The organism is Candidatus Omnitrophota bacterium, assembly GCA_030650275.1.
Classification (GTDB): Bacteria; Omnitrophota; Gorgyraeia; order Zapsychrales; family Fredricksoniimonadaceae; genus JACPXN01.
On record JAUSEK010000023.1, the window covers coordinates 202,388 to 228,417 of the forward strand.

Sequence of the window (26,030 nt, forward strand, 5' to 3'; positions counted from 1 at the left end):
TCATGAACGTTGCGTCCGAGCGTATAAGATTGAAAGATACGACTTGCCCGCTCATTCGTCTGGATACGGCCAGGAAGCGGGACAGACCGTTAAGTTTTTCCCTTTCCTTGCTGCTGCATATCCTCATCTTTTTTCTTGTCGGCATATCTTTGATCAAACCCGCGCAGTTCGGGGTGGACGAAGGTATGGGTAGTGTTGAGATCGACCTTGTGCCCGCTTTGGAAGAGATCGCCCCGCAGGAAAGCGTTGTGCCGCCGATGATCGTCCAATCCACAGGCGGCGCCATCACCGAGACCAAACCCGATTATCTCAAAAACCCGGCACCTGTATATCCCGAGTCCGCGCGCCGTCGGGGACAGGAAGGGTTGGTGCTCTTGAGCGTCGCGGTGGATAAAAACGGCCTTCCTCAGGCCGTGGAGATCAAGAAAAGCAGCAGTTTTACCTTGCTGGATAATGCGGCTGTCAAGAGCATCCGTGCCTGGAAGTTCCAGCCCGGGCGCATCGGTTCCCTGCCGGTGGATTCCAACGTCGAGATCCGTGTCCGCTTTCAATTAACATCGCCGTGAGTTATGAATTATTTCTTCGGACGGTAGATATGCGTGGAAGAACCGAAGAAGGATTCGGCGGCTTCCATGATGGTTTCAGAGAGCGTTGGATGCGGATGGATGGACAGTTTCAGGTCTTTGACCACAGACCCCATTTCAACGGCAACAACCCCTTCAGCGATCATTTCCCCGGCACCAACCCCGACAATACCGATCCCCAGAACACGTTCGGTCTTGGGATCAACGAGGATCTTGGTCAGCCCGTCCTGACGGCCAAGGGTCAAAGCACGGCCTGACGCGCCCCAGGGGAATTTGACGACGCGGATTTCCTGACCTGTTTTTTGCGCATCTGTTTCGGTCAGGCCGCACCAGGCAATTTCCGGGTCGGTGAAAACGACCGCGGGGATGGCGCGCGGCTCAAAGGCGACTTTATGCCCGGCAATGGCTTCGGCCGCCACGAGACCTTCATGGGTGGCCTTGTGGGCGAGCATGGGGTCACCGGCAACGTCGCCGATGGCGTAAATGTTCGGATCATTGGTCCGGCGCTGGTCATTGACCTCAACGAAACCGCGCGCGTTGACCTTGACCTTGGTGTTCTCCAAGCCCAGGCCTTCCGAATTGGGTTTGCGGCCGACGGATACCAGCACTTGATCGTAATCTTCCTTGAATTCCTTGCCGTCCTTGTCCGCGAAAGTGACGGTGATCCCGTCCTTGTTTTCTTCCATCTTGACGACCTTGGTTTCCAGCATGATCCTGGCGAACAGGCCCTTGACGCGTTTGTAAAGCACATCCGCCAGATCGCGGTCAGCGCCCGGTAAAAGTCCGGGCATCATTTCCACGACGGAAATTTTGGCGCCCAGTTCATGATACACGGTGCCCAATTCCATGCCGATATATCCGCCGCCCACGACCAAAAGACGGCCGGGCACGGCGTCCATGTCCAAAGCAGATGTCGAGTCCCAAATGTGTCGAGATTTAGGTAAGTTAGGCATGGCTGACGGCCGCGAACCCGTGGCCAGAATGGCTTTCTCAAATGACAGATCTTCAACGATGCCGTCAGATTTTTTGATCTTCAATGCGGAGGAATTGACGAACACGGCTTCACCCTGAATGTATCTGATCTTGCGCTGTTTGGTCAAGGCGCCCAAACCGCCGGTGAGTTTGGCGACAACGCTTTTTTTCCAGTCGCGCAGTTTGTTGATATCAATTTTGGGCGCGCCGTAGGCGATTCCGAAATCAGCGGCGTGCCTGGCCTCGGAGATCACCTTGGCCGCGTGCAGATAGGTTTTGGAGGGGATACAGCCGCGGTATAAACACACGCCGCCGGGGTTTGCCTCTTTGTCCACCAAAGCGACGCTTAATCCTAAGTCCGCGGCCTTAAACGCGGCCGCATAACCGCCGGGACCGGCGCCGATCACGACCAGTTGGACGGGGGACAAAGACATTTAGATGGCTCCGGGATTTTGCAGGGCTTCGGCAATAAAGCGGATGAAGCGCGCGCCGTCCGCGCCGTCAATGACACGGTGGTCGTAGGACAGGGACAAGGGAAGCATGAGCCGCGCGACGAATTGATCTTCCGCATATACCTGCTCCATGACCCCGCGGGAAACGCCGAGGATGGCGACCTCCGGCCAATTAACAATGGGGGCAAAGAACGTTCCGCCGATACCGCCTAAGTTTGAAATGCTGAAACATCCGCCCTGCATTTCTTCAATAGTGGTCTTGCGCGCGCGGGCGCGCTCGGCAAGGACTGTCAGTTCGTCGGAGATCTGCAAAACGGTTTTCTGGTCCGCGTTCTTGATGACCGGCACCAGAAGCCCGCGGTCGGTGTCCACCGCAACGCCGATATTGCAATAGTCCTTATACACGATCTCATGGGCGGCCATGTCAATGGAAGCGTTGAACTGCGGGAAACGTTTTAAAGCCGCGGCCGTGACCTTGACCAAGAACGGCGTGACGGACAATTTTTTTCCTTCGCCGGCCAAATCTTTGCGCAGTTGTTCCAGTTCCGTGATGTCCGCTTTGTCAAATTGGGTGACATGGGGGATGGCTTGCCACGCGTGCGAAAGGTGTTCCGCTGTCTTGCGGCGCACATTGTTCATGGCTTCGCGTTTGACGTTGCCCCATTTGCTGAAATTCGGCAGGGAGGGCTGGGCCGTAGGGCCTGCTGCGCCGCCTGTAATGATGCGCTTGGCGTAGGCCTTGACGTCGTCGGTGGAAATGCGGCCGCCGGAGCCCGTGCCGGGCACCTGGGCGATATCAATGCCGATCTCACGCGCGAACAAACGCACGGACGGCGCGGCATGAACGTCCTTGCGCACAGGCATATAAAAAGGCGTTTGCGGCGCTGACGTCGCAACCGGAGCCGCTGTCGGTGTCTGGCTCTCTATTTTGTCACCCCCGAATGTTTTTATCGGGGGTCCATCTTTTTGGATTCCCGCTTTCGCGGGAATGACAGGAGAGGTTAAAAGTTCGTCTTGTTGAATTCTGAACACCGGCTGCCCAACCTTGACCGTGGCCCCGGCCTTGACCAAAATTTCTTTAATGACGCCGTTGTGCTGGGAAGGGACTTCCAAAACCGCCTTGTCCGTTTCCAGTTCAAGGATGTTCTGGCCTTTTTTAAGCGCGTCGCCGGCCTTGACTAAGACCTTAGTCACGGTGCCTGCGGCGATATTCTCTCCCAGTTCGGGTAAAAATATGTCGAGCAGCATAGCGTTCCCTTATGAAACCATGGGATTTAATTTTTTTGGGTCAATGGGCAGTTCTTTTTGCGCACGGGCCAGCACGTCCGCGCCGATCTTTTTTTCATTGTGCAGGGTCACCAGGGCGGCCCAGACAATGTGTTTGGCGTCCACTTCAAAGAAATCACGCAGGGCTTCGCGGCTTTCGCTGCGGCCGAACCCGTCGGTGCCAAGCGCCGTGAACGGGCCGGGGACCCATTGCCGGATGCTGTCCGGCAGGGTTTTCATGTAATCGGACGCGGCGATGAAAACGCCCTGCTCGCCTTTTAAGATTTGGGTGATGTACGGCACTTTTTTGGCGCGCGGATCCAAAAGGTTCGCGCGCTCCACGTTGAGCGCTTCGCGGCGCAGTTCATTGTAACTGGTGATGCTCCACACGTCGGCGGCCACATGATACTTTTCTTCCAGGACCTTTTGCGCTTCCAGGACCTGGTTCATGATGGCCCCGCTGCCGAACAGATGCGCGCGCAAGGGGAATTTCTTTGACGTTTTGCTGTAGCGGTAAAGCCCTTTGATGATGCCGTCCTTGACGCCCTCGGGCATGGCCGGCATGGGGTAATTTTCATTGCCGACGCTCAAATAATAAAAGACACTGTCCTGTTTTTCGTACATCCGGTAAATGCCGTTGCGGATGATGACCGCGATCTCGTAGGCAAACGCCGGGTCATAGGAGACAAGGTTGGGCACCGTTGAGGTCAGCAGGTGCGTGTGGCCGTCCTGGTGCTGGAGGCCTTCGCCGTTAAGCGTGGTGCGTCCTGATGTTGCTCCGACGAGAAATCCTTTGCAGCGCAGGTCCCCGGACGCCCAGACCAGGTCCCCGACGCGCTGGGGGCCGAACATGGAATAATAGGTGTAGAAAGGGATGGTGTTGATGTTGTGCGTGGCATAGGCCGTGCCCGCGGCGATAAATGACGATATGGAACCGGCCTCGTTGATGCCCTCTTCAAGGATCTGCCCGTCCTTGGCTTCTTTGTAATAGATCAAACTGTCGGAGTCCACCGGTTCATACAATTGGCCGACGTGGGAATAAATGCCGACCTGGCGGAACAGGCCTTCCATCCCGAATGTGCGCGCCTCGTCGGGAATGATGGGAACAATGAACTTACCGATCTTTTCGTCGCGCAATAATTTGGAGAGCACGCGCACATACGCCATCGTGGTGGAGACCGCGCGGCCTTCGGTGCCTTTGTAAAATTCTTCGAACAGTTCTTCGGCCGGGGTTTGCAAAGGCGCGCTGTCGGTGCGCCGCGATGGCAGATAACCGCCCAGTTTCTTGCGGCATTCGCGCAGGTATTGCATTTCCGGGGAATTTTCTTCCGGTTTATAGAACGGCGCTTTGGCGATATCTTTGTCGGCAATAGGGATATTGAACCGCGAGCGGAATTCTTTCAACTCTTCTTCGTTGAGTTTTTTCTGCTGATGGGTGATGTTCTTGCCTTCGCCGCTTTCGCCCAGACCGTAGCCCTTGATGGTCTTGGCGAGGATGACGGTCGGCGCGCCTTTGTATTCGACGGCGGCTTTGTAGGCGGCATACACTTTTTCCGGGTCATGCCCGCCGCGGCGCATCTTGCGGATGTCTTCGTCGGAGAGATTTTTGGCCATGTCCAGCAGGCGCGGGTCTTTGCCGAAGAAATGTTCGCGCACGTAGGCGCCGGAGGAAACGGTGTATTTTTGATACTCGCCGTCCACTGCCTCGCCCATGCGCCGGGCCAAAAGGCCTTCGCTGTCTTTTTCCAATAAAGGGTCCCAGTCATCACCCCAAATGACCTTGATGACGTTCCAGCCCGCGCCCCTGAACAACGCTTCCAGTTCTTGGATGATCTTGCCGTTGCCGCGCACCGGGCCGTCTAAGCGCTGGAGATTGCAGTTGATGACGAAGATGAGATTGTCCAGTTTTTCGCGGGAGGCCATGGTCAAGGCGCCCAGCGATTCCGGTTCGTCGCTTTCGCCGTCGCCCATGAACACCCAGACCTTATGACCGTCCTTGGGTTTAAGCCCGCGGTCTTCCAGATAGCGGTTGAACCGCGCCTGGTAAATGCCCATGATGGGGGCCAGCCCCATGGACACCGTCGGGAATTCCCAAAAATCAGGCATCAGCCACGGGTGAGGATACGACGAAAGGCCGCCGCCGGGCTGCAATTCACGACGGAAATTGACCATATTTTGTTCGGTGAGACGGCCTTCCACAAAAGCGCGGGCATAAATACCCGGGGAGGCATGGCCCTGAAAATAGACCTGGTCCCCGATGCCGTCGGGACCCTTGGCTTTGAAAAAGTGGTTGAACCCGATCTCGTAAAGGGTGGCGGAAGAGGCGTAGGTGGAAATGTGACCGCCGATGCCGTCGGCAACTTTATTGGCGCGCACCACCATGGCCATGGCGTTCCAGCGGATGATGCTTTTGATCCTGCGCTCCAATTCCCGGTTCCCGGGGAACTGGGGCTGTTTTTCTTTGGTAATGGTGTTGATGTAGGGGGTGTTGAGGGTAAAAGGGAGGGTGACCCCGCTTTCCTGGGCCCGGATCTGCAATTGCTGTAGAAGGTATTGGACCCGCTCGGGGCTGCCGTTGTTCAGCACATAGTCCAGGGACGCCAGCCATTCCTTAAGTTCAATATCATCCATGACCGGAACGCTCTTTTTTACGTGATCGCTCATAAAAACCTCTTATTGTTATATATGGTGCCGGAGGAGAGATTTGAACTCTCAAGGCTTTCGCCATACGCTTCTGAGGCGTACGCGTATACCAATTCCGCCACCCCGGCAAAATGACTTCCCAATGAAGATTTAAGAGTATAAACCGTCCAGAATTGTATGTCAAGGCAGAGCTTCCACAAATCAACAAGAACAACTTCAGCAAAGCTCAACGCAGTGCAAACTTCCTTAGACCAATCAGAACAACCATAACAAAGTTTGCCAATACATACGTTTATTTGTGTTATAATTTTTCCCTATGTTGACCTTAAGTTTCCAAACCGCGGCCGGGGCTGTCCTGCAGGTCTTCCTGATGGGGCTGGTCGGGTATGTCCTGACTAAAAGGGGGGTTTTAGACCAAAACGGCTTGAAATTGCTCTCCCGCCTGAACATTCAGGTCTTTTTCCCCTTATTTGTCTTTTACCAGTTCATCAGCCATTTTGACTTCAAAGCCATCCCTTTCTGGTGGGTCTTTCCGCTGATCAGTTTTGGCATCACCCTGACAGGTTTGGGTGTGGCGTCCTTGCTTTTGGCCTTTCGTAAGTCACCTGTTAAGAACGAGTTTAAGGCGGTGATCGCCCTGCATAATGCCGGACATATTCCTTTATTATTGGCCGCGACCCTGCCCTTGGGCAGTCAATCCCCGGTTTTGTATATCTATATCATCCTGTCGCTCATCGGGTTTGACCTGTCCCTATGGTCGTTGGGCGTATGGCTGTTGACGCGCAAAGCCGGTTCGGGCGTTGATTTTAGAAATCTGGTCAATCCGCCTCTGACAGCCATGGCTTTTGGTCTGGTTTTAGTGTTTTTGGGATGGAATACAGCCATTCCTGAATTGATCACCAAACCGGTCCATATCCTGGGGGATTGCGCTTTGCCTTTGATCATGGTCACGATCGGCGGGAATCTGGCCATGACACGTTTGAACAGGGACAATGCTTTTGACCTGACGCGGGTGTGCGCGGCAAAACTGATCATCATGCCGGCGCTGGCTTTGCTTGCTGTGTCGGTGTTAAGGCCGGACCCGCTCATCGGGCTTTTGATCATCATTCAGTCCGCGGTGCCGTCGGCCATGACGCTGTCCATCATCGGCCGGCATTATGACATCAAGAACCAGGATTTCGTCAACCAGGCGATCTTTTTCACCCATTTGGCCTGCATCATCACCTTACCGGTCGCGCTGGCCTTGTATGGGGGGCTGCTTTATGGCCATTAAAGTCATCGTCACCAATAAAAAAGCGTATCATAATTTCCATCTGCTGGACAAGTGGGAATGCGGCATCGCGCTCGTCGGGCCGGAGGTGAAGTCCTTAAGGGCCGGCCACGCCAGTTTCACCGACGCTTTCGCCAACACGGACAAGGGCGAACTGTTCTTGCACAACCTGCACATCAACCCGTATCAGCAGGCCAGTTTCATGAATCCGGAAGTGGACCGGCCGCGCAAATTGCTTTTGCACAAGAAAGAGGTGGAACGCATCACCGGGCTTTTGTCGCGCACAGGCCTGACGCTGGTGCCGACGAAGATCTATTTCAACAGCCGGGGTTTGGTGAAGGTGGAGATCGCCTCGGGGCAGGGCAAAAAATTGTACGACAAGCGTGAAGACATCAAAAAACGCGAGACCAAACGCGACATGGACCGCGCGATCAAGGGGTATAAACGATAAAGATGGTGGAGGTGCCGGGGATCGAACCCGGGTCCTTGAGTTTCAAAGCATAAGCGTCTACGATGCGTAGTTTGTCTTTTAAGTCTCATCCCTCATGCCCCGGCAAACAGGCTCATTTTGGGACCAGCCCTCAAGGTCTCGCTCCATGAATGAAGGCGGGCTCATGGAGCCAGTCTGCTCATGACCTTTTGTCCTGCCCGCAGACACGGCAGGCAAAAGGGCTAAGCTACGAGAGCTTAGACAGCAACGGCTTCAGCCGGAGCTTCGCTTTTGGCGAATTCCGACATGACGCCGTTATACGTTAACGTTGAGTTAGCGTTTAATTGTGCCTGGATTTTTGTCGAGGCCTACCAGACTTCCCCGGCACGCAACCTATGCCCGAACAACACAAGTCGAGACCAAGTCACCCCCATATCTGAAAGAGCGGAAAATACGGTATTAGTATAACGGAAATACCCTGTTCTGGCAAATTTAAGTGGGTTGACGGCGTTGGAGCTATGGTATAATATTTGAATTCTAAAAGACAGGGGTGGAATATTTATCTGGGACTGTTATTGATCTTGTTATTCTTGCCGGGCAAGATTTGCGCGGATGGGGCCAATGAATTGGGCGATCGTGCCATCGCGGCCACCATTAAAACCTTGGCCAAGGCCTTTGTTCAGACGGTGGATCTGGAGAAATTCAAGGCCAAACATATCAGGTCCTTATCAAAAATGAGTGAAGAAAAATTTCAAAAGCGATATATTGAGATTTACGATGTTGTTAAGGATATTCCTCCTGAATTGCGCATCAAATACGGCGTCACGGAACACCTGGACAGGACGCAAGCCATCCGAGGTATCGGGGATTTGGATAAAACGGATCTGGCAGAGATCATTGACGGGATACCGGACCAGGTTGTGATTAAATATGTGAAAATTTATATAAAAAAGAACGTTGATCAGGCCAAAGATCAAATATTCTTACAGCAGATCGATTCTTTATGGAAGAAAATAACCCAGAAGGCGTAAGATCAGCGGCCTTTATAAAGGTTGCCTTTTTTATGATCTTGTGCTAAAAGAAAGACATAGTTTCGGCAGTATTTTACCTTCAGTTCCCCGCTGAAGATATCAACCGTTCCCCAGTATTTGATACAATTTTATGGTGTCCGGCCTGGCCTTGTATGGCTAGGGCCTTGACATGTATACTTCAATGAAGTATACTTTAAGCAGGGGGTCGTTGTGGAGTTCATTGAAACGCCGTTCTTTCTAAAAGCATCAAAATGGTTGTTGGATGACGATGAGTTAAGGCGGCTGCAGGTAACGTTGTTGCTTTATCCGGCGATGGGTGTTGTGATACCGGGTTCGGGGGGTCTGAGAAAGTTAAGATGGGTTTCATCGGGCAAGGGCAAGAAAGGCGGGCTAAGGGTCATTTATTATTGGGTAACGGCAGATGATCAGATCTATTTATTATCCGTATACAAAAAATCTTCTCAAGAAGATCTGTCTTCGGACGACATAAAATATTTAAGGTCAGTCATAGAGGAGGAAATATGAACCGGCGTGATTTTAATAATTTGGTCCAGAGCATCAAAGAAATGAAACAAATCAGGGCGGGCAAGCTTAAGCCCGCCAGGGTCACGAAATTTGACCCCATTTCTATTAAATCCATCCGCCATAAACTTCACCAATCACAGACAGCGTTTGCTTTCATGATCGGGGTCAGCCCATCAACCTTGCGTAATTGGGAGCAGGGGGCCAGACAACCGGAGGGGCCGGCGCAGGCCTTGCTTAAAGTGGCCCAAAAGGATCCGCAGGCTGTGTATAAGGCATTGCATGGATAGTCGGTATTGAGGTTCTGATTGAGAAACATCAGGCAATCTTGATAAAGGTTGCCTTTTTTGCTGTTCGGTGATAAAAAAGGTATTCAGAAACACTTTCAAAAAGGGGCGGGAAACCGATGAGAAATGTTAGAAAACCGCTGATCATTGCCGTCATTGTCCTCTTTGTTTTGGCGATCGCAAAAGACCAGATCATCAAGGCCGCGGTGACCATCGGCGTCTCAAAGGCGGTGGGCGCGCCTGTGCATATTGACGGCATGTCGGTTGGTATCTTCCGTCAGTCCGTGCGCATCAGGGGATTTAAGATGTATAATCCTTCCGGCTTTCCGCGCGGGCCCATGGTTGACATTCCCGTGATCAGCGTTGAATATGATCTCGCCGCGATCCTCAGGGGCGATCTGCACCTGCCTTTGCTCGTCCTTGACCTTAAGGAAATGATCCTTGTCAAAAACAAGGAAGGCCGGCTGAACGTCGATGCCTTGAAGGTCGTGCAGAACAAGGGCACAAAACCGTCCAAGGCCATGGCGCTGCGCATTGATACGGCCGTGCTTGATCTCGGGCAGGTCATGGTCAAGGATTACACCGGAGGTGAGCGGCCCGGCGTCCAGACCTATAACATCGGCGTGCATCATAAAACCTACAGGAACATCAAAAGCGTCGAACAGCTCATTGTTCTCGTCATGATCGAGGCCATGAAGCCGACGGCCATCAAAAGCGCGGGCATTTACAGCGCCGCGGGCGTTCTGGGCGTTGCTTTTTTGCCTGTCGTGGCGGCCGGCGTCGTCTTTGACAAGGTGTATCAGCGGATCCACAAATGAAGGATTTGTTCTTTCCGGTCATGGTTGTTGTGTTAGAATTTTGATATGTACGACGTGGATTTTGTCCAGGTATTGCAGGCCTCCATCGCCCCTTGCGTCATGATCTCGGGGGTGGGTTTATTGCTGCTTTCTTTTTCCAACCGGTTGTCCCGGCCTTTGGACCGGATCCGCCAATTGAAGAAAGAATATGAGAAAGTGCCCGATGGGCAGAAGGCCGTTCTTCTTGAACAAATTGAGATCTTTTACCGCCGCTGCAAGATCCTGCGCAATGCGGTGGGGGCTTTGACGGTGAGTTTATTTTTTATTTCGGTCGTTATCCTCATTCTTTTTATTTCTTTGACCGTTCAAACATATTTCTTCAGGCCGCTCATGAGAGTGTCATTCGTTCTAAGCATTCTGGCGATGATCACCGGGGTCGTGTTTTTCTTCTGGGATGTTCTGGTGACTTTAAAATCCATCCGGCTGGAAATAAGGCAGTTTAAAAGACAATAGATCCCCGGCCCTTCCTCCAATGACCCGCAAATTCATAAAAGATGAACCATGGTTTTGATCAGTTTGATTTTGCCGTTCTTCCTGTTCATCTCGGTGTTCTTTTCTGCTCCCGCGCTGGCGGGCGATTGGAACGTCCATTTCCTCAACGTCGGTTATGGTGATGCCATCATCATTGAACGTCCCGATGGTCATGTGACCCTGATTGATGCCGGAAGCCGTCCGGCCGCAGAGAACATAAAAGAGTTCTTAAAAAACAAAGGCATTGCCGGCATAGATGCGGTTGTGCTGACCCATCCCCATGAGAATCATTGCGGGGGTTTGGAAGGGCTGGCACCGATCATCAAGGCCAATGAACTATTTTTTAACGGTGATACCGGCGGGGATGAGATATGCGCCGGTATTCTGGAAACATTGCGGCGGGCAGGCAGGACGATCAAAATAGTGAAGGCGGGGGATGTGGTGTATGAGGGGCGGGACCATCTTTTAAAAGTATTGCATCCGTCCGTCCTGGGGCCGGGGACCAATGACAATTCCCTAGTCGTGTGGCTTAAGGCAGAAGGAAAAGGTTTTTTATTTACGGCAGACATCGGTATGCTTGGGCAAGCGGCGTTGGTGCGGGAATTTCCCTTTGTATCGCAGGCCAATGCCGTGCAAGTACCGCACCATGGGGACGCGGTGATCCCCTCATGGAAAGCCGATTTCCCGCGGGCTGTTTTTATCATGTCGACCGGAAAAAATCCTTACGGCCTGCCCTCGAAAGAAACGCTGAATGCTTTGGCGGGAAAATTGTACCGCACGGACCAGGGCGCGATCACGCTGACAAGCAAGGGTGAGGAGATCTCCATTGTTCAGCATCCGTAATATTTCTTCCAGACACAGGGCATGGGCGTTGGCTTTGGCCTGGGTGGCGGCCATTTATTTGACCTCAGGACAGGTCCGCAGCGTCAATGATTGGCTAAGGCAATGGCCGGCATATCCTGTTTTGATCGCCATCCTGTGTTTGTTATTCCTCACGGTGTTTATAACAGCCGGCCTGAAAAAGCGGGCATTGGACCGCAAACAATGGTTTTTGATCGGACTGATCGCCGCGCTCTACACCGCAACTGTTTTTTATCTTCAAATTCCTGCCGAACGGGCGCATTTGGTGCAGTATGGTATTTGTGCCCTTCTTTTTTACCGGGCCTTAAGACACCATATGGGTGCGGGGCGCGCCGTTTTTCCCGCCTGGGTTCTGACCGTTTTGTCCGGGTTTCTGGATGAGGTCATTCAAGGGCACACTCCCGGCCGTTATTTTGGCTGGGGGGATGTCATTCTTAATGCCTGGTCCGGGGCCATGGCTTTGGGCCTTAATTTTATTTTTATCCTGCATTAATTTGTTATAATCCTGCCTATGGCTTTGATCAGTCTGCAGGAGATCAGCGTTGCGTTCGGCGGGCCTTTGTTGTTTGACGGGTTAAGCCTGCAATTGGAAACCAAAGAGAGGGTCGTTCTCCTGGGGCGCAACGGCGTCGGGAAAACAACGCTCATGAAGGTCATCGCCGGACAAATGGGCGTTGATACCGGCGAGGTTGTGCGCCAGCAGGGCATTGAAGTGACGCATTTGCCGCAGGAAGTCCCGTTGGCCCTTGAGGGCAATGTTTTTGATATTGTGGCGCAGGGTTTGGGCAAGCGCGGGGAGTTGCTGCAGGAATATCATCATGTCAGCCATCGCCTGCATACGGAGCATACCAAGGCATTGATGCGCCGGCTTGATCATCTGCAGGAGCAATTGGACCATACGCAAAGCTGGGACATCAGCGGTCAGGTGGAGCTGGTGATCGCCAAAATGGGCCTGGACCCCGAAGCCCAATTCCAGCAGCTTTCCGGCGGGCAGAAACGCAAAACTTTATTGGCCAAGGCGCTGGTCATCAACCCCGACATCCTTTTACTGGACGAGCCCACCAATCATCTGGACATCCAGGCCATTGACTGGCTTGAAGCATTCCTGAAAGATCATGCCGGCACCCTGATGTTCGTGACCCACGACCGCATGTTCATGCGTCATATGGCGACAAGGATCGTGGAACTTGACCGCGGGAAAATTTTCAGCTGGAGCTGTGATTACGCGACATTTTTAGAGCGCAAGCAAATGGCATTGGAGAATGAGGAGGCCCGCTGGGAGAATTTTGACAAGAAATTGGCGGAAGAGGAAGTTTGGATCCGCAAAGGCGTCAAGGCCCGCCGGACACGCAATGAAGGCCGGGTCAAGGCGCTGGAACGTCTGCGCGACGCGAAAAAAGCCCAGCGGCATGTGATCGGCCAGGTCAGCATGCAGGCACAGGAGGCCGGGCGTTCCGGCCATCTGGTGGCCAAGGTCTCCAATCTGGGCTTTAGTTACGGCGAGCATTGCCTGGTGAAGGATTTTTCCACGAATATCATGCGCGGGGACAAGATCGGCATCATCGGCCCCAACGGGTCGGGGAAAACAACGCTGGTCCGCCTGATATTAGGCAAGATGACGCCCCAAAAAGGCAAGGTGCGCTTGGGGACCAAACTGGAGATCGCGTATTTTGACCAGTTACGTGAAGACCTCGACGAAGAAAAAAGTGTCATGGACAATGTCACCCGGGGCAGCGACACGGTGACCATCAACGGCAAGCCGCGGCATATCATCGGGTATCTGCAGGAATTTCTTTTCACCCCGGACCGCGCCCGGACCCCGGTCAGGGTGCTTTCCGGCGGTGAGCGCAACCGTTTATTGCTGGCCCGCCTCTTCACCAAACCCTCCAATGTGCTGGTCATGGATGAGCCGACCAATGACCTGGATGTGGAGACGCTGGAATTGCTGGAAGAATTGCTTTTGGATTATTCAGGCACGCTTTTATTGGTCAGCCACGACAGGACCTTTTTGAACAATGTCGTCACCAGCACCATTGTTCTGGAAGGCGGCGGCGTCATCAATGAATATGCCGGCGGGTATGATGATTGGCGCAGTCAATATTTGGAAGAAAAATCACCCCCTTTTCTTTTTGGGTGATAAAATAATTTTGTATTTAACCCTGAACTCAAGGAGATGCGTATGCTTAAACAAGCGTGTATCGGTTGCAAGATCGTAGGCGCATTGGCCATCATCGGGGCATTGAATTGGGGGGCGATCGGGATCCTGCAGGTGAATTTTGTGGAACAGATCCTGGGGGACGGCCTGGCCCGGGTGGCGTATATTTTAGTCGGGATCTCCGGTCTTATGCTTTTGGCAAGTTATTTTATCGTTTGCCCGATGTGTAAGAAATAATTATGCATAATTTTTTGAAGGCATGGGTCGTGGCTATTTTTTTGGTCCTGAACTCCGGGTGCGCGGCGATGCTCATCGGCGCCGGCGTGGCCGGGGGCCTGGTCATCAGCGAGGATTCGGCCAAATTCAGCGTGGACAAGGGTTTCAGCCATGCCTGGGCCGCCAGTCGCCAGGTGCTTTCCAAAGAAGGCAAGATGACTTCCGAAGATAGAACAGCGGGCAAGATGGAAGCCGCGGTGGGCGAGTCCAGGGTCATCGTTTTTGTCAAAGCGGCCACCCGGCGCTCCACCACGATCGAGGTCAAGGCCCGCAAGAACCTTTTGCCTCACGTGGCGCTGTCAGCCCAGATCAGCCGCAAGATCCAGGAACGTTTATGAGGTTGTTGTGTTAGAATAATTCGGTCATCTATAAGGAGGGTTCACGTGTTCATACGGATACTATTCGGCTTTTTGTTTGTCCTCGGCGTTTCCGGCTGTGCCACCACCCAGCATAAGGCCTCGCAGCAGGACCAGATGCAGACCCGCGTTGTTGAACTGGAAAAGAAGCTCGAGGAAAAAGATGCCGAGATCGTGGACTTGCAGTACGCGGTCAAAGACCTTTCCAGCCGCGTGGATGCTTCCAAAGCCCCCGCGGCGGCCGAATCTTCCGTGCCTGCCGGCGAGTCCGCTGTTGCCGTCAAAGACGGAAACAACATCATCCGTGTTGCCGCTACCCCCGAAAAGGTGCAGGCCGCCTTGAAGGCCGCCGGGTTTTATAACGGCAGGGTTGACGGTAAAATAGGCGCGGGCACTAAGGCCGCCATCGTCCAGTTCCAGAGATCCCAAGGGCTTAATGCCGACGGAGTGGTCGGCCCAAAGACCTGGGATGTCCTGAAGACCTACCTCCAATAGTCAGTCAGCGCTGTCTTATGCATCCGGACCCAAAGCTCCCACGGCCAAACATCGTGCTGAACGCCGTTTCCGAAGAGCAATTGCTCAATACACGGCTCTGCGATCTGCCGGTGGCCATTGAAGGCACATGGCTTGAGGAATGCGTGCGCCAGTTGTACGCGGAACTCGATGCCAAAGGGCTTGTTTTTCATCCTGTCTGTTACCTGGCCGATGAGTGGCTGACCCCCGAAGGGGAAACGGTCATCGGCATCCCGTTCTATCTGGCCCACCCGGTGCTGGTCAAGCTCGAACATAAGATGATGCTGGAAGCCGAGGGGGAAGGCAGGGACTGGTGCATGCAGTTGTTGCGCCACGAGGCGGGCCACGCGTTCTCTTACGCCTATGATCTGCACAAACGCGGGGACTGGCAAAAGGTGTTCGGTTCCCCGCAGGAGGAATACGGCGACACCTATAAGTTCAAACCCTACAGCAAACGGTTCGTCCGGCACATTGACGGGTTTTACGCGCAGTATCATCCCGACGAGGATTTCGTGGAAACCTTCGCGGTGTGGCTGACCCCGGATTCCAACTGGCAGGAAACGTACAAGGGCTGGAAGGCGCTGGACAAATTGCATTTCGTTGACGGCCTGATGAACGAGATCAAAGGCAAGCCGCCCGTCTATAAGAAGATACGCAAATTATGGAACCAGAGGAAATTGACCGTCACGCTCAAGAATTATTACCGCCGCAAACGCCAGACGGAGCAGGAAGAGTCCCCGGATTTCCACGACGTTCAGCTGGAAAAGATCTTTAAACCGTTGTCTCCCGAAGAATGGATCGCCTTTAAGAAAGACCAGCGCAGAAGTCAAACTCTTTTGACCGCCCAGGCGCTCATCCGCAGGCATGCCAAAAATATTTTGAATAGCATTGACCGGTGCACCGGAGAGCGCAAATATATCATCAGCCATTTGCTCAAGAACACCAGCCTTCGGGCCCGGCAGTTGAACATGATCGTGACAGACCCGCAAGACGTGGCCGTTGTGCGTTTGTCGGTGTACGTCACGAGCTTGGTCATGAATTATGTCCATACAGGATGGTACAGGGGGTTGAGGCGGCGCACATGAAAAAGAAACTGAAGGTCCTCATGCTGTTTTACAGCCCCTACCAGAAGCCGCGCGGTTATGATTACAAAGAGGAATTCGCCGACCCCGAGAACATGTATACCGAAAAGGACGTGCTGGAAGCACTCAAGGCCCTGGACCATGAGGTGTCTTTGCTGGGGATCTTCAATGACATCGCCCCGCTTTTTGAAGAGATCAGGGAAAACAAGCCCGACGTCATTTTCAACATGATGGAGGTGTTCAACGACCAGGCCTATCTGGAGAAGAACATGGCCGCGCTGCTGGAGGTGACCGGCATCCCTTTCACCGGCTCCTCGTCGGGGGTCCTGTACCTGTGCAACAACAAGGCGGTGCACAAAAAGATCTTCAGCTATCATCGCATCAAGGTGCCGCGGTTCCGCGATTTCCCCAGGGGGGGACGGGTGTCCGTGCCTGCGAAGTTCCGCATGCCCGCGGTGATCAAGCCCCTGTGCGAGGAGGCCTCGCGCGGCATATCCCAGGCGTCGGTCGTGGACGATGCCCCGGCGTTCATTGAGCGGGTCAAGTTCATCCACGAGAACATGGGTATGGATGCCATCGCCGAGGAATACATTGAGGGGCGGGAGCTGTACGTGACGGTCATCGGCCACAAACGCCTGATGGTGCTGCCGCCCAGGGAAATGGTCTTTGCCAAGGTCCCCGATGAACAGCCCCGCATCGCCACCTACAAGGCCAAATGGGATGACGATTACCGTGAGCGCTGGGGCATTGACAGCGTGCCGGCCAAAAATATCAGCGATGAGACGCTCAAGCACATTGAAGATGAATGCAAGCGCGCCTACCGGGCCATGGACGCGCGCAGTTACCTGCGCTTTGACATACGCCTGACGCCGCAGGGCGAGGTGTTCTTCATTGAACCCAACGCCAACCCCTGCATTGCCAGGATCGACGAGATGGCCATGGCCGCCCAGAAGGCGGGCATCAGTTATGAGGAGCTGATCGGGCAGGTCGTTGAGCAGGCCATTGCGCTCAATGAACAGGCCCGTTCACGCAAGGTGAAACCATGAGATTGGCGCGACCCCTGGTTGTGTTGGACCTGGAAACCACCGGCATCTGGATCGAAAAGGACCGTATCATTGAAATTGCCATGGTCAGGATGGCCCCGGACGGGCAAACCGAACTTTTTGCCACCAGGGTCAATCCGGCCATGCCCATACCGGCGGTGGTCACCCAATTGACAGGGATCAGCGACGCGGATGTCAAGGACGCGCCCGTTTTCGCGGCCATCGCGGGCAAGGTGGCCGCCTTTATGGCTGATGCCGACCTGGGCGGGTTTAACGTTGAGCGTTTTGACCTTCCATTGTTGAGCCGCGAACTCGCCACTGCCGGCCTTCAATGGGATTTTGCCGGCAGGACCATTTACGACGCGCAGAAGATCTATCATCTGCATGAACGCCGCGACCTTTTTGCCGCTTTCGCTTTCTACTGCAAGAAAGACCTTAGCAATGCCCATTCTGCCGCTGCCGACGCGCAGGCGTCTTTGGACATCCTGGCCGAGCAGGTCAAACGTTACGGCGCGGGCCGGGACGATATTGAAGCGCTTAAGGAATTTGATTACAAGGCCACCGCTGAATATTTTGACACGGAGCGCAAATTCCGCTGGTGGAACGGGGAGCTGTACATGACCTTCGGCAAATACGCCAGGAAAGAACCCATCCATGTCGTGGCCAAGAAAGACCCGCACTACCTGCATTGGATCCTGGACAAGGATTTCAGCGACCAGGTCAAGGGCATGATCCAGGACGCCCTCAACGGCCGCGCCCCCAAACCGCCCAAACCGTAAACAATTTTAAAAATATTTTTTCGTATCAACATAAACTACTGTAGATAAATAAGTTACAGCAGTTTCTTCTATTTGCACATCCCCCAAAAACATGTTATCTTTGACCGTCGTCTAAGAAAGCGCTTTCCAGAATATAGAGATCAAATTAATGTTTAAAAAATTCCTAAACCTTGTCCTGATTCTTACCTTTGTGGCCTCTTCGTTGGCGCCTGCCCGTTCTTATGCCGCACCCCTATCTTTACCTGAGCCGGGAACAATGGTCAATCTAAGCCCTGCCTTTGAGTCGGTCTTGATCAAAGGCCTTAAAGTCCATCCCGAGAATCCTTTTGCCTTTGATTTCATTGTAGATACCGGCCACACGGGATTGTCCGTAGAGACGAGGCATGCCTCGTCTCTACACAACGAATCCATGAAATTGATCAAATATTTCCTTACTGCCTTAACCATCCCCGAAAAAGACCTCTGGGTCAACCTGTCTCCCTATGAGAAGGACAGGATGATCGCAGAGAACTTAGGCAAAACCCAAATGGGCCAGGACATGCTGGCCCAGGACTATATCCTCAAACAACTGACCGCATCTCTGATCTATCCTGAACGTGACTTAGGCAAGGCCTTCTGGGACAAGGTCTACCAAAAAGCCCAACAACTCTACGGCACTACTGAAATACCCGTCAACACCTTTAACAAGGTCTGGATCGTTGCAGACAAGGCCGATATCTTTGAACGCGGCAATGTGGCCTACATTGTAGGAGCACATCTTAAGGTGATGCTGGAGGAGGACTACACGGCTTTAAACAAGAACCAACAGGGATTGTCACCCCCGAAATCTTCTATCGGGGGTCCAGAGCATGGGACATCTTCTGGATTCCCGACAAAAACATTCGGGAATGACAGCCATGCGATGGCCTCCCAGATCGTCCGTGAGGTCATCCTTCCCTCCATCGAACAAGAAGTCAACCAGGGCAAGAACTTTGCCCCTCTTCGCCAGATGTTCTACTCCATGATCCTGGCTTCCTGGTACAAGATGGCCCTTAAAGACACCATCCTAACCCAACTCTACGGTAACCAATCAAAGACCAAGGTCGGCATCAACGCCAACAACCCCAATGACAAGGACAAGATTTTCGAACAATACCTGAAGGCCTACAAGAAGGGTGTGTTCAACTATATTAAGGAAGATGCTTCGGCTGCGCTCAGCACAGGTGCTTCGACTCCATCGTCCCGACAATCGTCGGGACTCGGTCGCTCAGCACAGGTGCCCAGGAAGTATTTTTCGGGGGGGCTGCAGATGGGCGTTGACCAAGCCATGCGGGTCGTGCACGACCTGCCTTTGGGGACATCATTACGTACAGGAAACACCTTTGATGTCGCGATCTTGGCCAATACTAAATTGGCTGGTTCCGACGGGGCGATGGTGGCCAGGATACCAGTTAATTATACTAATACAAGAACACGTCAAGCAGTAGCTGGTTTGAAACTAACAGAGCTGGGCGTTGGCTATACACGTTTATCCAACGGAAATCCGACACCAGAGATGATTTTTACCGTGACCACTCCAAGCGGTCGAACAATTGAATTAACCGGAGCATCACCGGCAGGAGAGTCTGAAGGAGTAAGAGCAGCCCTCTTTATGCTAGATGGGTCAGCAGCTGAAGACCTTACACTTATCAGAGATGGAGTTCTCAAAGCCGTTTACGGGGATATCTCTAGAGAAGATGCGGAAAATAGGATGCTAAAAGACATTTTTGGATTAGACAGGCAGCAAGCCCTTGTCCAGATGAAGGCTGACTTAAAAGGAAAAAATATTAAAGTCGCCCTTTGGATCGCTGAAAAAGTAATCCTTCCAAAGCTTAAAGACGCCATTGAATCAGGGAGGGTTGATCCAGCCATAAGATATCGCATGGATGACACTCAAAACAAAAGTATTGATGACTTTCTTATTAATCTCGACATTGAACTTTTTGGTCGTGAAGGATACAAGGGGGATCAATTTTTAGCCCTTAGTGGAGGCAATGTAACTGCTTTGAGTAGGGTTGGGTACAGATTAGTAGCTACTTTAAACGGTGTTTCCAATGAAGAAGTTTTATCTCATGGTTATAACCCAGATACAGGAGAAGTTGATCCTCATCAGGAGTTTGGCATCGTTCATCCCATGCCTGTTTTAATCGAAGGCGCCGCTCATGGAGGCTGGCTAACTGATTTTCAAGAGTTTATGTATTTAATGATGCTTAATGAACGAGAGAGAGCAATGAAAGGATTAGCTCCGAAGTTTGAAAGTCTTCTTAACAAAATACAAGCAGTGACAGTGGCACTAACCGATATATTGAAGAAACAGGGAGAGTCCGTCGGTGTGGGTAGCGAAGCGGCCTTTATGTTAAGAAACGCAAATAGCAATTTAGATCCGATTCAATATCTTTTAGATGCGGCTCGAAAGAGTGGATTAGTAGTAGGAGAAGATTATGGTTTAAGCTTTGATTGGGCCACCAGTGAAATTTATCACACCACTGCAGATGGATGGCCTGTGACCGGGTATTATCTATCACTTGAAGGCCGATTAGGAAAACTGCCTGAGATTATTATTCCTGGAGGAACTGCGGAAGGTCAAGTGCGAACTCTGGGCCAATTGATAACAGTTCAGGGTAAAAAATATGCTGTATTATCGACGATAAATATGTTTGATTGGATTAAATATTTAATTACAAGAACAAACAACCCTCTTCCCTTGGCTACACTGGAAGATATATTTGCTCAGTTTGATATCCAAGGAACCAGAATGTTGACAGGACTTTTATATGAACTGAAAAGAACATCCGGATTTCCGTTTAGTTTTCAAAATAGTAATGGTGTAACGCAGGTCATGGATGACATGTGGACAACCCGTCGAGATATCATGAGAGCTGCGATCAAGGGGACCCCTCTAGGAGAACCGTTAGTTATTGGAGAGGGGAGAGATCAAGAAGTATTAAATTTTCCTCAGGATACGTTCGACGGGGGGTTGGTAAAGCTCAATCAGGTTGGGCCGATAAAGTGGTTTATGCAAGCGGCCGCAGAGTTACGGGCACGAGGCCGTGATGTTGTTGATTCTCATAGGGGGAATGAACCGGCTAACGGCACGGAACGAGCGGCTGAAGCGATAGCCATAACCACTTTCCCAGTATTAACTGCAAGTGGTGGACACGAAGTTACGGGCAGAAAACCGATTGTTGCCGCCAAATTCGGCAGTCTGATGCAAATACGTTCAATCGTGTGGATGGAGATGCTAAGGGCATACGAAAGGATTGATGGCCGGCGAGAAGCCGACGCCGCAATGCTGGCGCCGTTAAGAGACGGTAATTATCCCGCAGAGCAGGCGGCCTTCAATACGGAGATGGATCGATTATATGGTGAGGAATTGAAGGCGGCTTTCGATGATGTTCGTCAAGATGGAAAAGAATATGTATTAGGACCGAGAGCTAAAAGTGCAGTGAGTAACCTTGTTCAATATTATCATGATAATGTTGGACGTAATTCAAGAGAATGGCAGCGTAATTTTTATGAATGGGTCCAGTCGCACCAATCATTTTTATCTGCCAATGTTATTGCTGAAATAGGCCTTGAAACCTATGCACCGTTCTTTTTGGAAAAATTACAGGCAATTGCTTTAGAGAATGATCCTGACGGTAATCCTCGGGCCGCGGCCAGACAAATCCAAGAAATTGCCAAAGAGGGAATGATTGGCGGGTATGAGGTCAGTGGTGATATTAAACAAGAAGCTCAAAGAATTTTGGTCACACATCCAAACTTGAGTGGATTAGCAGAATGGTTGAAGGAAGATCCTTTTCCGACAGTTGAAGAGGGGAGCATACCCGGCTATTTGCTTTTAGTTCGTCACGGAGAGACTACGTGGAATGAAACCGCTCTTAATATGTGGGCAGGGTGGTTGGGGGCGCATGTGACTGAAAGAGGACGCCAGCAAACACTTGAAGTTGGAAGTAAAATGAATAAGCTTACGTTTCAACATGCAATTTCCTCTGATTTAATCAGAGCTATCGAGACAATGGAGTATTTTCTCGAAGGCCGTGGGGATACTATGCCCTATGAAACCTCTTCGGATTTGCGTGAAAAATCCTATGGTTTTCTGGCTGGTTTCAGGAGAACGGATGTTGCACGATTGTTTACAAGAGTCAAAGATCTGTTCACTTTTTGGCGTAGGGAACCTGATGGACGTGCGCCAGGAGGAGAAAGTTTTGAAGACACTAAAGAAAGGGTTCGTCACGATTTAGTGCATAGTATTCTTCCCCGTATTGCTCGAGGAGAAAATGTGGTCATTTCAGCTCACGGGAATAGCTTGCGGGCCCTTATTGCAGCGTTGAGAGAGTTCACGTTGGGGCGAGCTTTGACTAGACAAGAAGTTATTGATCTCGAAGTACCTCAATCCGCGCCAATCGGGATCATTTTTGATAAATTGTTAAAGGCCAAAGAATTTTGGTCGTCCGAGATAGGTGCTGAGGCAGTTCAAGAGGCCTTGTTAAACAGTGCCGCCGACGCCGCGATGGCAGGAAAATATAAAGAGCGCAAGCCGGACCAGGCGATGGCGACAACCCCCGGCGGTATTGACTTCAACCGCGCAAAGATGCAGATGAACGTGCGCAAAGAGGGCGCGGGCGTGCAGATGCAATTTGACCCAGCCATGATCGAACGCATTAAGCGTGAGGGCTTTGACGGCCTGGATTTCAAGATCGACACCATTGTCCCCATCACAAACCTGCCAATGCTCCTTGGCCTGCGCAAAGAAGAACAAGAAAGCCGCCCGCCACAATTGGCCAGCGTGTAATTTTAGCATGGACTGAATTCTCAGAACATGCTATAGTTCCAAAATTAGTCGGTTCCCCGCCGATTATTTGAATAATTTTATCTCCCCACAATGAGGAAATAACATGCCTCAAATTTCTAAACAAGTCGCTGTTTTTCAAGGCAAGCAAATTCGCAGAGTTTGGGATGACGCCCAAGAAAGATGGTATTTTTCTGTGGTGGATATTGTGGAGACCCTCACGGGGAGTTCGATCCCTAAAAGGTATTGGTCTGATCTTAAAAGAAAGCTTGGCAGTGAAGGAAGTCAGGTGTACGAGAAAATCGTACACCTGAAATTTCTGGCTTCTGACGGCAAGAAATATTCAAGCGATGCCGCGGATACTGAAACCATGTTTCGTATCATTCAATCAATACCATCTCCAAACGCCGAGCCGTTTAAATTATGGCTGGCGCGGGTCGGGTATGAACGGGTTGAAGAATACTCAGACCCTGAATTAACCATACAACGCGCGATCCAGACATATTTGAAAAAAGGATATTCGCAAGACTGGATCAATATGCGTCTTAAAAGCATAGAGATCCGTAAATTATTAACGGATGAATGGGTGAAACGAGGCGCTAAAACTAATGATGAGTTTGCTCAATTGACGGACGATATTACCTTTGCCTGGGCCGGGATGACAACCAAACAATACAAAGATTTTAAAGAGTTAATGAAAGAAAATCTGCGTGATAACATGACAAACTTGGAACTGGTCCTGAATATGCTGGCCGAAGCAAGCACGACGGAAATTTCCCAGGTCAAACATCCGCAAACATTCGGCCAAAATCGAACGATCGCCAAACAGGGCGGGGCAGTGGCTGGTAAAGCCCGAAAAGCGATCGAGGCCAAGACAGGGAAAAAAGTTATCACCAAGGACAGTTATATTAAGCAGCGGCAAAGTATTGGTATTTAGGCCCAGCCATGAGCGTCAGCTCCTGCTCGGCCTTGAGCCACCCAACGGGAATGACAGAAATATAGCAAGATTTAATACTTGAGATTTTGCGCGTTATGGATAAAATAAGGCATGAATTCAAAAAGCGTGTGGTTGGTCGTTGTCCTGGTCGCGGCCGGTGCCGTGATTTTTGTTCTGTCCTTTAAACAAAAAGAGGAACCCCCGCCGCGGGCCGTGATCGCGGCTGTGCCTGTCCAAGTCATGGCCCAGACAGCCGACCCGGCGCGCTCCCCGGGGAGCGTCACCGGTTATGCGGTCCAGGTGTATTCTTTCCAGGACAAGACCCGCGCCGAGAAAGCCCTGGAAGACCTCAGATCAAGTGGCTATCAGGCGTTTCTCGTGGTCAGTGATCTGGGGGAGAAAGGCACGTGGTATCGCGTGCGCGTCGGCGGTATTGCCGATGAGAAAGAGGCCCAGGTCATGCTGGAAAATGTCCGCAAGAATTATAAAAGCGGGTTTATCGTCAAACCAAAGGTGTGATATGCATAAATATTCGTTGCTTTTTGTTTTGGTAGCATTGGTCGCGGCCGGCTGTACCACCAAGGTCACCCGCATGGAGCCCGACAAGGTCGTGGATTTCAGCGGCGGATGGAACGACATTGACGCGCGTCTGGTCGCCCAGGAAATGATCAAGGACTGTCTGGCCGGCGAATGGGTCAATGAATTCACCCAAAAGAGCGGCCGTCCGCCCGTTGTCATCGTCGGGGCTGTCAAGAACCGCACCTTTGAGCATATCGATCCCGGCGTTTTCATCGCGGACATGGAGCAGGCCCTGACCAATTCCGGCAAGGTCACCTTTGTCGCGTCTAAGGATGATCGCGAGGAAGTCCGCGCCGAACGCGCCGACCAGCAGGCCCGCCTGCCGGACGGGCAGGCAGGCAACACCGCCCACGCCACCATCAGCCCCAAAGGCCTGGAGACCGGCGCCGACTTCATGGTGCAGGGCAGCGTTAATTCCATCAAGGACGCGGTCCGTGGCAAATACGCGGTCTTTTACCAGGTCACGCTGGAATTGGTGGATTTGAAGACCAACCAAAAGCGCTGGATCGGCCAAAAAGAGATCAAAAAAGTCGTTGAACGATCATCCTTGAAACCGTAGGAACGCATCGATGCGTTCCCTACCATACGTTTTTTGGGTTTTGTTCCTTCCGGCGTTCGTTTCCTGCGCCACTCCCCCCAGGAACATCCAGCCGCAGATCAACAGCTTGGTCATTGCCCAGCATTTTGACAAAGCCGTTTCTTTTTTAGGGCAGAACCCTTCGGCCTACGGCTCCAATAATGAACTTTTATTCTGGCTGGACCGCGGCTTTGTTTTGCATCTGGCCGGCCGTTACGCCGAAAGTGTCAGCGCTTTTGAGTCCGCCAAACGCAAATTCAACGATCTTTACACCCGTTCGATCAGCCAGACCGCGGCCACCTATGCTGTTAACGATTATTGGCAGGAGTACAGGGGCGAGGATTACGAGTATGTGCTCGTCAATATTTTTCAGGCCCTGAACTTCGCGGCCATGGACAATGTCAGCGAAGCGCTTGTTGAGGCGCGGGACATGGACGCCCGGTCGAAATGGACCAAGACCGACGATGCCTTTGCCCGCATGCTCTTCGGTATTCTGTACCGGGCTGCGGGAACGCCGCAAGATCTCAATGACGCGTATATCGACGATGTCCGCAGCAAAGCCCAATACGGGGCGGATGTCCCCAAGATCCTTGCGCAGAATTTGGAAGCGGCGCAAACGCCGGATGTCCAGGCCAGTGCGGAAGTTTATTTGTTCCACTATACGGGGTTTGTTCCTTTAAAGGTCGCGGATACTTTTCTCATACCTTTGGACGCGAGCCATGTCACGGCCATCAGTTTTCCCCGGTACGCCGACCGGGTCAGCGACGTGCGTTCTTCGGTATTTTCCGCCGTCGGCCCCGCCGTTGGTCCCGCCGTTGGCGGGGCTGGCAGCAGGAGCGCGCAGGAGAATACGGAACCGGTCGAGGACATCGGCGCCATTGCCAAAAAGATATTGAATGACCGCAAGGCCTTCATCCTGGCCAAGGCGGGTTTAAGGCCCATCGGAAAATATCTTCTGGAAAAGGCCGTTGAAAGCAGGGTGCGCGACAGGAACGGCGAGACCCCGGCGGAGATCGTCAATCTTTTTGCCAACGTCTATAATTTGTATTCTGAACAGGCCGACGTGCGCGGCTGGCAGACCCTGCCGGAAAAGATCCGCGCGGCGCGCCTGCTGCTGGAGCCGGGCCGGTATGAATTTTTCGTGGAGGATCTTGACGAGAAAGGGGTGTCCCTGGGCAAAAAGCCGCTGGGTGTTTTTGACCTGCAGGCGGGCCGGAAGAAGTTTTTCATCGTCCGTTCTTACCGTTGAAATCAGTTGCGGGTGGTTTTCAAATCAG

Annotated in this window: 25 protein-coding genes, 1 tRNA gene and 1 other RNA gene; 22 read left to right on the top strand and 5 right to left on the bottom strand. The window is 52.2% G+C overall.

The window, feature by feature from the left end; translation table 11 throughout:
• The first annotated feature begins 2 nt into the window (after window positions 1–2).
• Window positions 3–566: an energy transducer TonB gene (locus Q7K71_06915; protein ID MDO8675826.1), complete on the top strand. Its 564-nt coding sequence runs from the start codon at window positions 3–5 to the stop codon at window positions 564–566.
• 8 nt (window positions 567–574) lie between these two features.
• Here Q7K71_06915 and lpdA read toward each other — a convergent pair whose 3' ends face one another.
• The 4 genes from lpdA to Q7K71_06935 form a co-directional block, all read right to left on the bottom strand.
• The gene (gene lpdA, locus Q7K71_06920; GenBank protein MDO8675827.1) at window positions 575–1,990 is read right to left on the bottom strand and encodes a dihydrolipoyl dehydrogenase; all 1,416 of its coding nucleotides are present in this window, start codon (window positions 1,988–1,990) and stop codon (window positions 575–577) included.
• Window positions 1,991–3,256 carry a 2-oxo acid dehydrogenase subunit E2 gene (locus tag Q7K71_06925; protein MDO8675828.1) on the bottom strand — a complete coding sequence of 422 codons (1,266 nt, stop codon included), beginning with the start codon at window positions 3,254–3,256 and terminating at the stop codon, window positions 1,991–1,993.
• Window positions 3,257–3,265: 9 nt separating this feature from the next.
• Window positions 3,266–5,938, bottom strand: coding sequence for a pyruvate dehydrogenase (acetyl-transferring), homodimeric type (gene aceE / locus Q7K71_06930; protein MDO8675829.1), 2,673 nt, complete (start codon window positions 5,936–5,938; stop codon window positions 3,266–3,268).
• Window positions 5,939–5,960: 22 nt separating this feature from the next.
• Window positions 5,961–6,045: transfer RNA gene (locus Q7K71_06935), tRNA-Leu, on the bottom strand.
• 188 nt (window positions 6,046–6,233) lie between these two features.
• Between Q7K71_06935 and Q7K71_06940 the strand changes: the two genes are divergently transcribed.
• Together Q7K71_06940 and smpB are read left to right on the top strand one after the other, a co-directional pair.
• A complete protein-coding gene (locus Q7K71_06940) occupies window positions 6,234–7,190 on the top strand; it encodes an AEC family transporter (GenBank protein MDO8675830.1) in 957 nt (318 codons plus the stop codon).
• Window positions 7,186–7,638, top strand: coding sequence for an SsrA-binding protein SmpB (gene smpB, locus Q7K71_06945; GenBank protein MDO8675831.1), 453 nt, complete (start codon window positions 7,186–7,188; stop codon window positions 7,636–7,638). The genes Q7K71_06940 and smpB overlap by 5 nt, the downstream gene beginning before the upstream one ends.
• 3 nt (window positions 7,639–7,641) lie before the next feature.
• On the opposite strand, the gene ssrA is transcribed toward smpB, so the two are convergent.
• Window positions 7,642–8,049, bottom strand: a transfer-messenger RNA (tmRNA) gene (gene ssrA / locus Q7K71_06950).
• Between the two features lie 98 nt (window positions 8,050–8,147).
• Between ssrA and Q7K71_06955 the strand changes: the two genes are divergently transcribed.
• From Q7K71_06955 to Q7K71_07045, 19 genes are all read left to right on the top strand, one after another.
• The gene (locus Q7K71_06955) at window positions 8,148–8,648 is read left to right on the top strand and encodes a hypothetical protein (GenBank protein MDO8675832.1); all 501 of its coding nucleotides are present in this window, start codon (window positions 8,148–8,150) and stop codon (window positions 8,646–8,648) included.
• Between the two features lie 210 nt (window positions 8,649–8,858).
• Complete coding sequence (locus Q7K71_06960; GenBank protein ID MDO8675833.1) at window positions 8,859–9,173, top strand: hypothetical protein; 315 nt, start codon at window positions 8,859–8,861, stop codon at window positions 9,171–9,173.
• Entirely contained in the window at window positions 9,170–9,460 is a 291-nt protein-coding gene (gene nadS / locus Q7K71_06965; protein ID MDO8675834.1) for a NadS family protein, read from the top strand. Before Q7K71_06960 ends, nadS begins: the two co-directional genes overlap by 4 nt.
• A gap of 116 nt (window positions 9,461–9,576) precedes the next feature.
• The gene (locus tag Q7K71_06970; protein MDO8675835.1) at window positions 9,577–10,275 is read left to right on the top strand and encodes a hypothetical protein; all 699 of its coding nucleotides are present in this window, start codon (window positions 9,577–9,579) and stop codon (window positions 10,273–10,275) included.
• 45 nt (window positions 10,276–10,320) lie between these two features.
• Window positions 10,321–10,767 (top strand): DUF2721 domain-containing protein, encoded by a 447-nt coding sequence (locus Q7K71_06975; GenBank protein ID MDO8675836.1) that lies wholly within the window; start codon window positions 10,321–10,323, stop codon window positions 10,765–10,767.
• A 48-nt stretch (window positions 10,768–10,815) separates the two neighbouring features.
• A complete protein-coding gene (locus Q7K71_06980) occupies window positions 10,816–11,628 on the top strand; it encodes an MBL fold metallo-hydrolase (protein MDO8675837.1) in 813 nt (270 codons plus the stop codon).
• Window positions 11,612–12,139: a VanZ family protein gene (locus tag Q7K71_06985; protein MDO8675838.1), complete on the top strand. Its 528-nt coding sequence runs from the start codon at window positions 11,612–11,614 to the stop codon at window positions 12,137–12,139. Before Q7K71_06980 ends, Q7K71_06985 begins: the two co-directional genes overlap by 17 nt.
• Window positions 12,140–12,157: 18 nt before the next feature.
• Entirely contained in the window at window positions 12,158–13,783 is a 1,626-nt protein-coding gene (locus tag Q7K71_06990; GenBank protein ID MDO8675839.1) for an ATP-binding cassette domain-containing protein, read from the top strand.
• Window positions 13,784–13,825: 42 nt separating this feature from the next.
• Entirely contained in the window at window positions 13,826–14,038 is a 213-nt protein-coding gene (locus tag Q7K71_06995) for a DUF378 domain-containing protein (protein ID MDO8675840.1), read from the top strand.
• 2 nt (window positions 14,039–14,040) lie between these two features.
• On the top strand, window positions 14,041–14,415 hold the full coding sequence (locus Q7K71_07000) for a DUF3568 family protein (protein MDO8675841.1): 375 nt from the start codon (window positions 14,041–14,043) through the stop codon (window positions 14,413–14,415).
• A gap of 45 nt (window positions 14,416–14,460) precedes the next feature.
• On the top strand, window positions 14,461–14,928 hold the full coding sequence (locus tag Q7K71_07005; protein MDO8675842.1) for a peptidoglycan-binding domain-containing protein: 468 nt from the start codon (window positions 14,461–14,463) through the stop codon (window positions 14,926–14,928).
• Between the two features lie 17 nt (window positions 14,929–14,945).
• A complete protein-coding gene (locus Q7K71_07010) occupies window positions 14,946–16,031 on the top strand; it encodes a putative zinc-binding metallopeptidase (GenBank protein MDO8675843.1) in 1,086 nt (361 codons plus the stop codon).
• Window positions 16,028–17,074, top strand: coding sequence for a hypothetical protein (locus Q7K71_07015; protein MDO8675844.1), 1,047 nt, complete (start codon window positions 16,028–16,030; stop codon window positions 17,072–17,074). The genes Q7K71_07010 and Q7K71_07015 overlap by 4 nt, the downstream gene beginning before the upstream one ends.
• On the top strand, window positions 17,071–17,850 hold the full coding sequence (locus Q7K71_07020; GenBank protein ID MDO8675845.1) for an exonuclease domain-containing protein: 780 nt from the start codon (window positions 17,071–17,073) through the stop codon (window positions 17,848–17,850). The genes Q7K71_07015 and Q7K71_07020 overlap by 4 nt, the downstream gene beginning before the upstream one ends.
• 409 nt (window positions 17,851–18,259) lie before the next feature.
• Window positions 18,260–22,663 carry a histidine phosphatase family protein gene (locus Q7K71_07025; protein ID MDO8675846.1) on the top strand — a complete coding sequence of 1,468 codons (4,404 nt, stop codon included), beginning with the start codon at window positions 18,260–18,262 and terminating at the stop codon, window positions 22,661–22,663.
• Between the two features lie 103 nt (window positions 22,664–22,766).
• Window positions 22,767–23,597, top strand: coding sequence for a Bro-N domain-containing protein (locus tag Q7K71_07030; protein MDO8675847.1), 831 nt, complete (start codon window positions 22,767–22,769; stop codon window positions 23,595–23,597).
• Between the two features lie 111 nt (window positions 23,598–23,708).
• Window positions 23,709–24,116, top strand: a complete 408-nt coding sequence (locus tag Q7K71_07035) for an SPOR domain-containing protein (protein MDO8675848.1) — start codon at window positions 23,709–23,711, stop codon at window positions 24,114–24,116.
• 1 nt (window position 24,117) lies between these two features.
• Window positions 24,118–24,735, top strand: coding sequence for a penicillin-binding protein activator LpoB (locus tag Q7K71_07040; GenBank protein MDO8675849.1), 618 nt, complete (start codon window positions 24,118–24,120; stop codon window positions 24,733–24,735).
• A 10-nt stretch (window positions 24,736–24,745) separates the two neighbouring features.
• Window positions 24,746–26,002: a hypothetical protein gene (locus Q7K71_07045; GenBank protein ID MDO8675850.1), complete on the top strand. Its 1,257-nt coding sequence runs from the start codon at window positions 24,746–24,748 to the stop codon at window positions 26,000–26,002.
• Window positions 26,003–26,030: the final 28 nt, after the last annotated feature.

Excerpts from the sequence above, each read along its gene's own strand:
- Q7K71_06940 (MDO8675830.1), top strand. The coding sequence starts at position 6,234 with ATGTTGACCTTAAGTTTCCAAACCGCGGCCGGGGCTGTCCTGCAGGTC.
- Q7K71_07040 (MDO8675849.1), top strand. The coding sequence starts at position 24,118 with ATGCATAAATATTCGTTGCTTTTTGTTTTGGTAGCATTGGTCGCGGCC.
- nadS (MDO8675834.1), top strand. The coding sequence starts at position 9,170 with ATGAACCGGCGTGATTTTAATAATTTGGTCCAGAGCATCAAAGAAATG.
- Q7K71_06970 (MDO8675835.1), top strand. The coding sequence starts at position 9,577 with ATGAGAAATGTTAGAAAACCGCTGATCATTGCCGTCATTGTCCTCTTT.
- Q7K71_06980 (MDO8675837.1), top strand. The coding sequence starts at position 10,816 with ATGGTTTTGATCAGTTTGATTTTGCCGTTCTTCCTGTTCATCTCGGTG.
- Q7K71_07000 (MDO8675841.1), top strand. The coding sequence starts at position 14,041 with ATGCATAATTTTTTGAAGGCATGGGTCGTGGCTATTTTTTTGGTCCTG.
- Q7K71_07035 (MDO8675848.1), top strand. The coding sequence starts at position 23,709 with ATGAATTCAAAAAGCGTGTGGTTGGTCGTTGTCCTGGTCGCGGCCGGT.
- Q7K71_07025 (MDO8675846.1), top strand. The coding sequence starts at position 18,260 with ATGAAATTGATCAAATATTTCCTTACTGCCTTAACCATCCCCGAAAAA.
- Q7K71_07045 (MDO8675850.1), top strand. The coding sequence starts at position 24,746 with ATGCGTTCCCTACCATACGTTTTTTGGGTTTTGTTCCTTCCGGCGTTC.
- Q7K71_07020 (MDO8675845.1), top strand. The coding sequence starts at position 17,071 with ATGAGATTGGCGCGACCCCTGGTTGTGTTGGACCTGGAAACCACCGGC.
- Q7K71_06975 (MDO8675836.1), top strand. The coding sequence starts at position 10,321 with ATGTACGACGTGGATTTTGTCCAGGTATTGCAGGCCTCCATCGCCCCT.
- Q7K71_07030 (MDO8675847.1), top strand. The coding sequence starts at position 22,767 with ATGCCTCAAATTTCTAAACAAGTCGCTGTTTTTCAAGGCAAGCAAATT.
- Q7K71_06925 (MDO8675828.1), bottom strand. The coding sequence starts at position 3,256 with ATGCTGCTCGACATATTTTTACCCGAACTGGGAGAGAATATCGCCGCA.
- Q7K71_06990 (MDO8675839.1), top strand. The coding sequence starts at position 12,158 with ATGGCTTTGATCAGTCTGCAGGAGATCAGCGTTGCGTTCGGCGGGCCT.
- Q7K71_06995 (MDO8675840.1), top strand. The coding sequence starts at position 13,826 with ATGCTTAAACAAGCGTGTATCGGTTGCAAGATCGTAGGCGCATTGGCC.
- Q7K71_07015 (MDO8675844.1), top strand. The coding sequence starts at position 16,028 with ATGAAAAAGAAACTGAAGGTCCTCATGCTGTTTTACAGCCCCTACCAG.
- lpdA (MDO8675827.1), bottom strand. The coding sequence starts at position 1,990 with ATGTCTTTGTCCCCCGTCCAACTGGTCGTGATCGGCGCCGGTCCCGGC.
- Q7K71_07010 (MDO8675843.1), top strand. The coding sequence starts at position 14,946 with ATGCATCCGGACCCAAAGCTCCCACGGCCAAACATCGTGCTGAACGCC.
- Q7K71_06915 (MDO8675826.1), top strand. The coding sequence starts at position 3 with ATGAACGTTGCGTCCGAGCGTATAAGATTGAAAGATACGACTTGCCCG.
- aceE (MDO8675829.1), bottom strand. The coding sequence starts at position 5,938 with ATGAGCGATCACGTAAAAAAGAGCGTTCCGGTCATGGATGATATTGAA.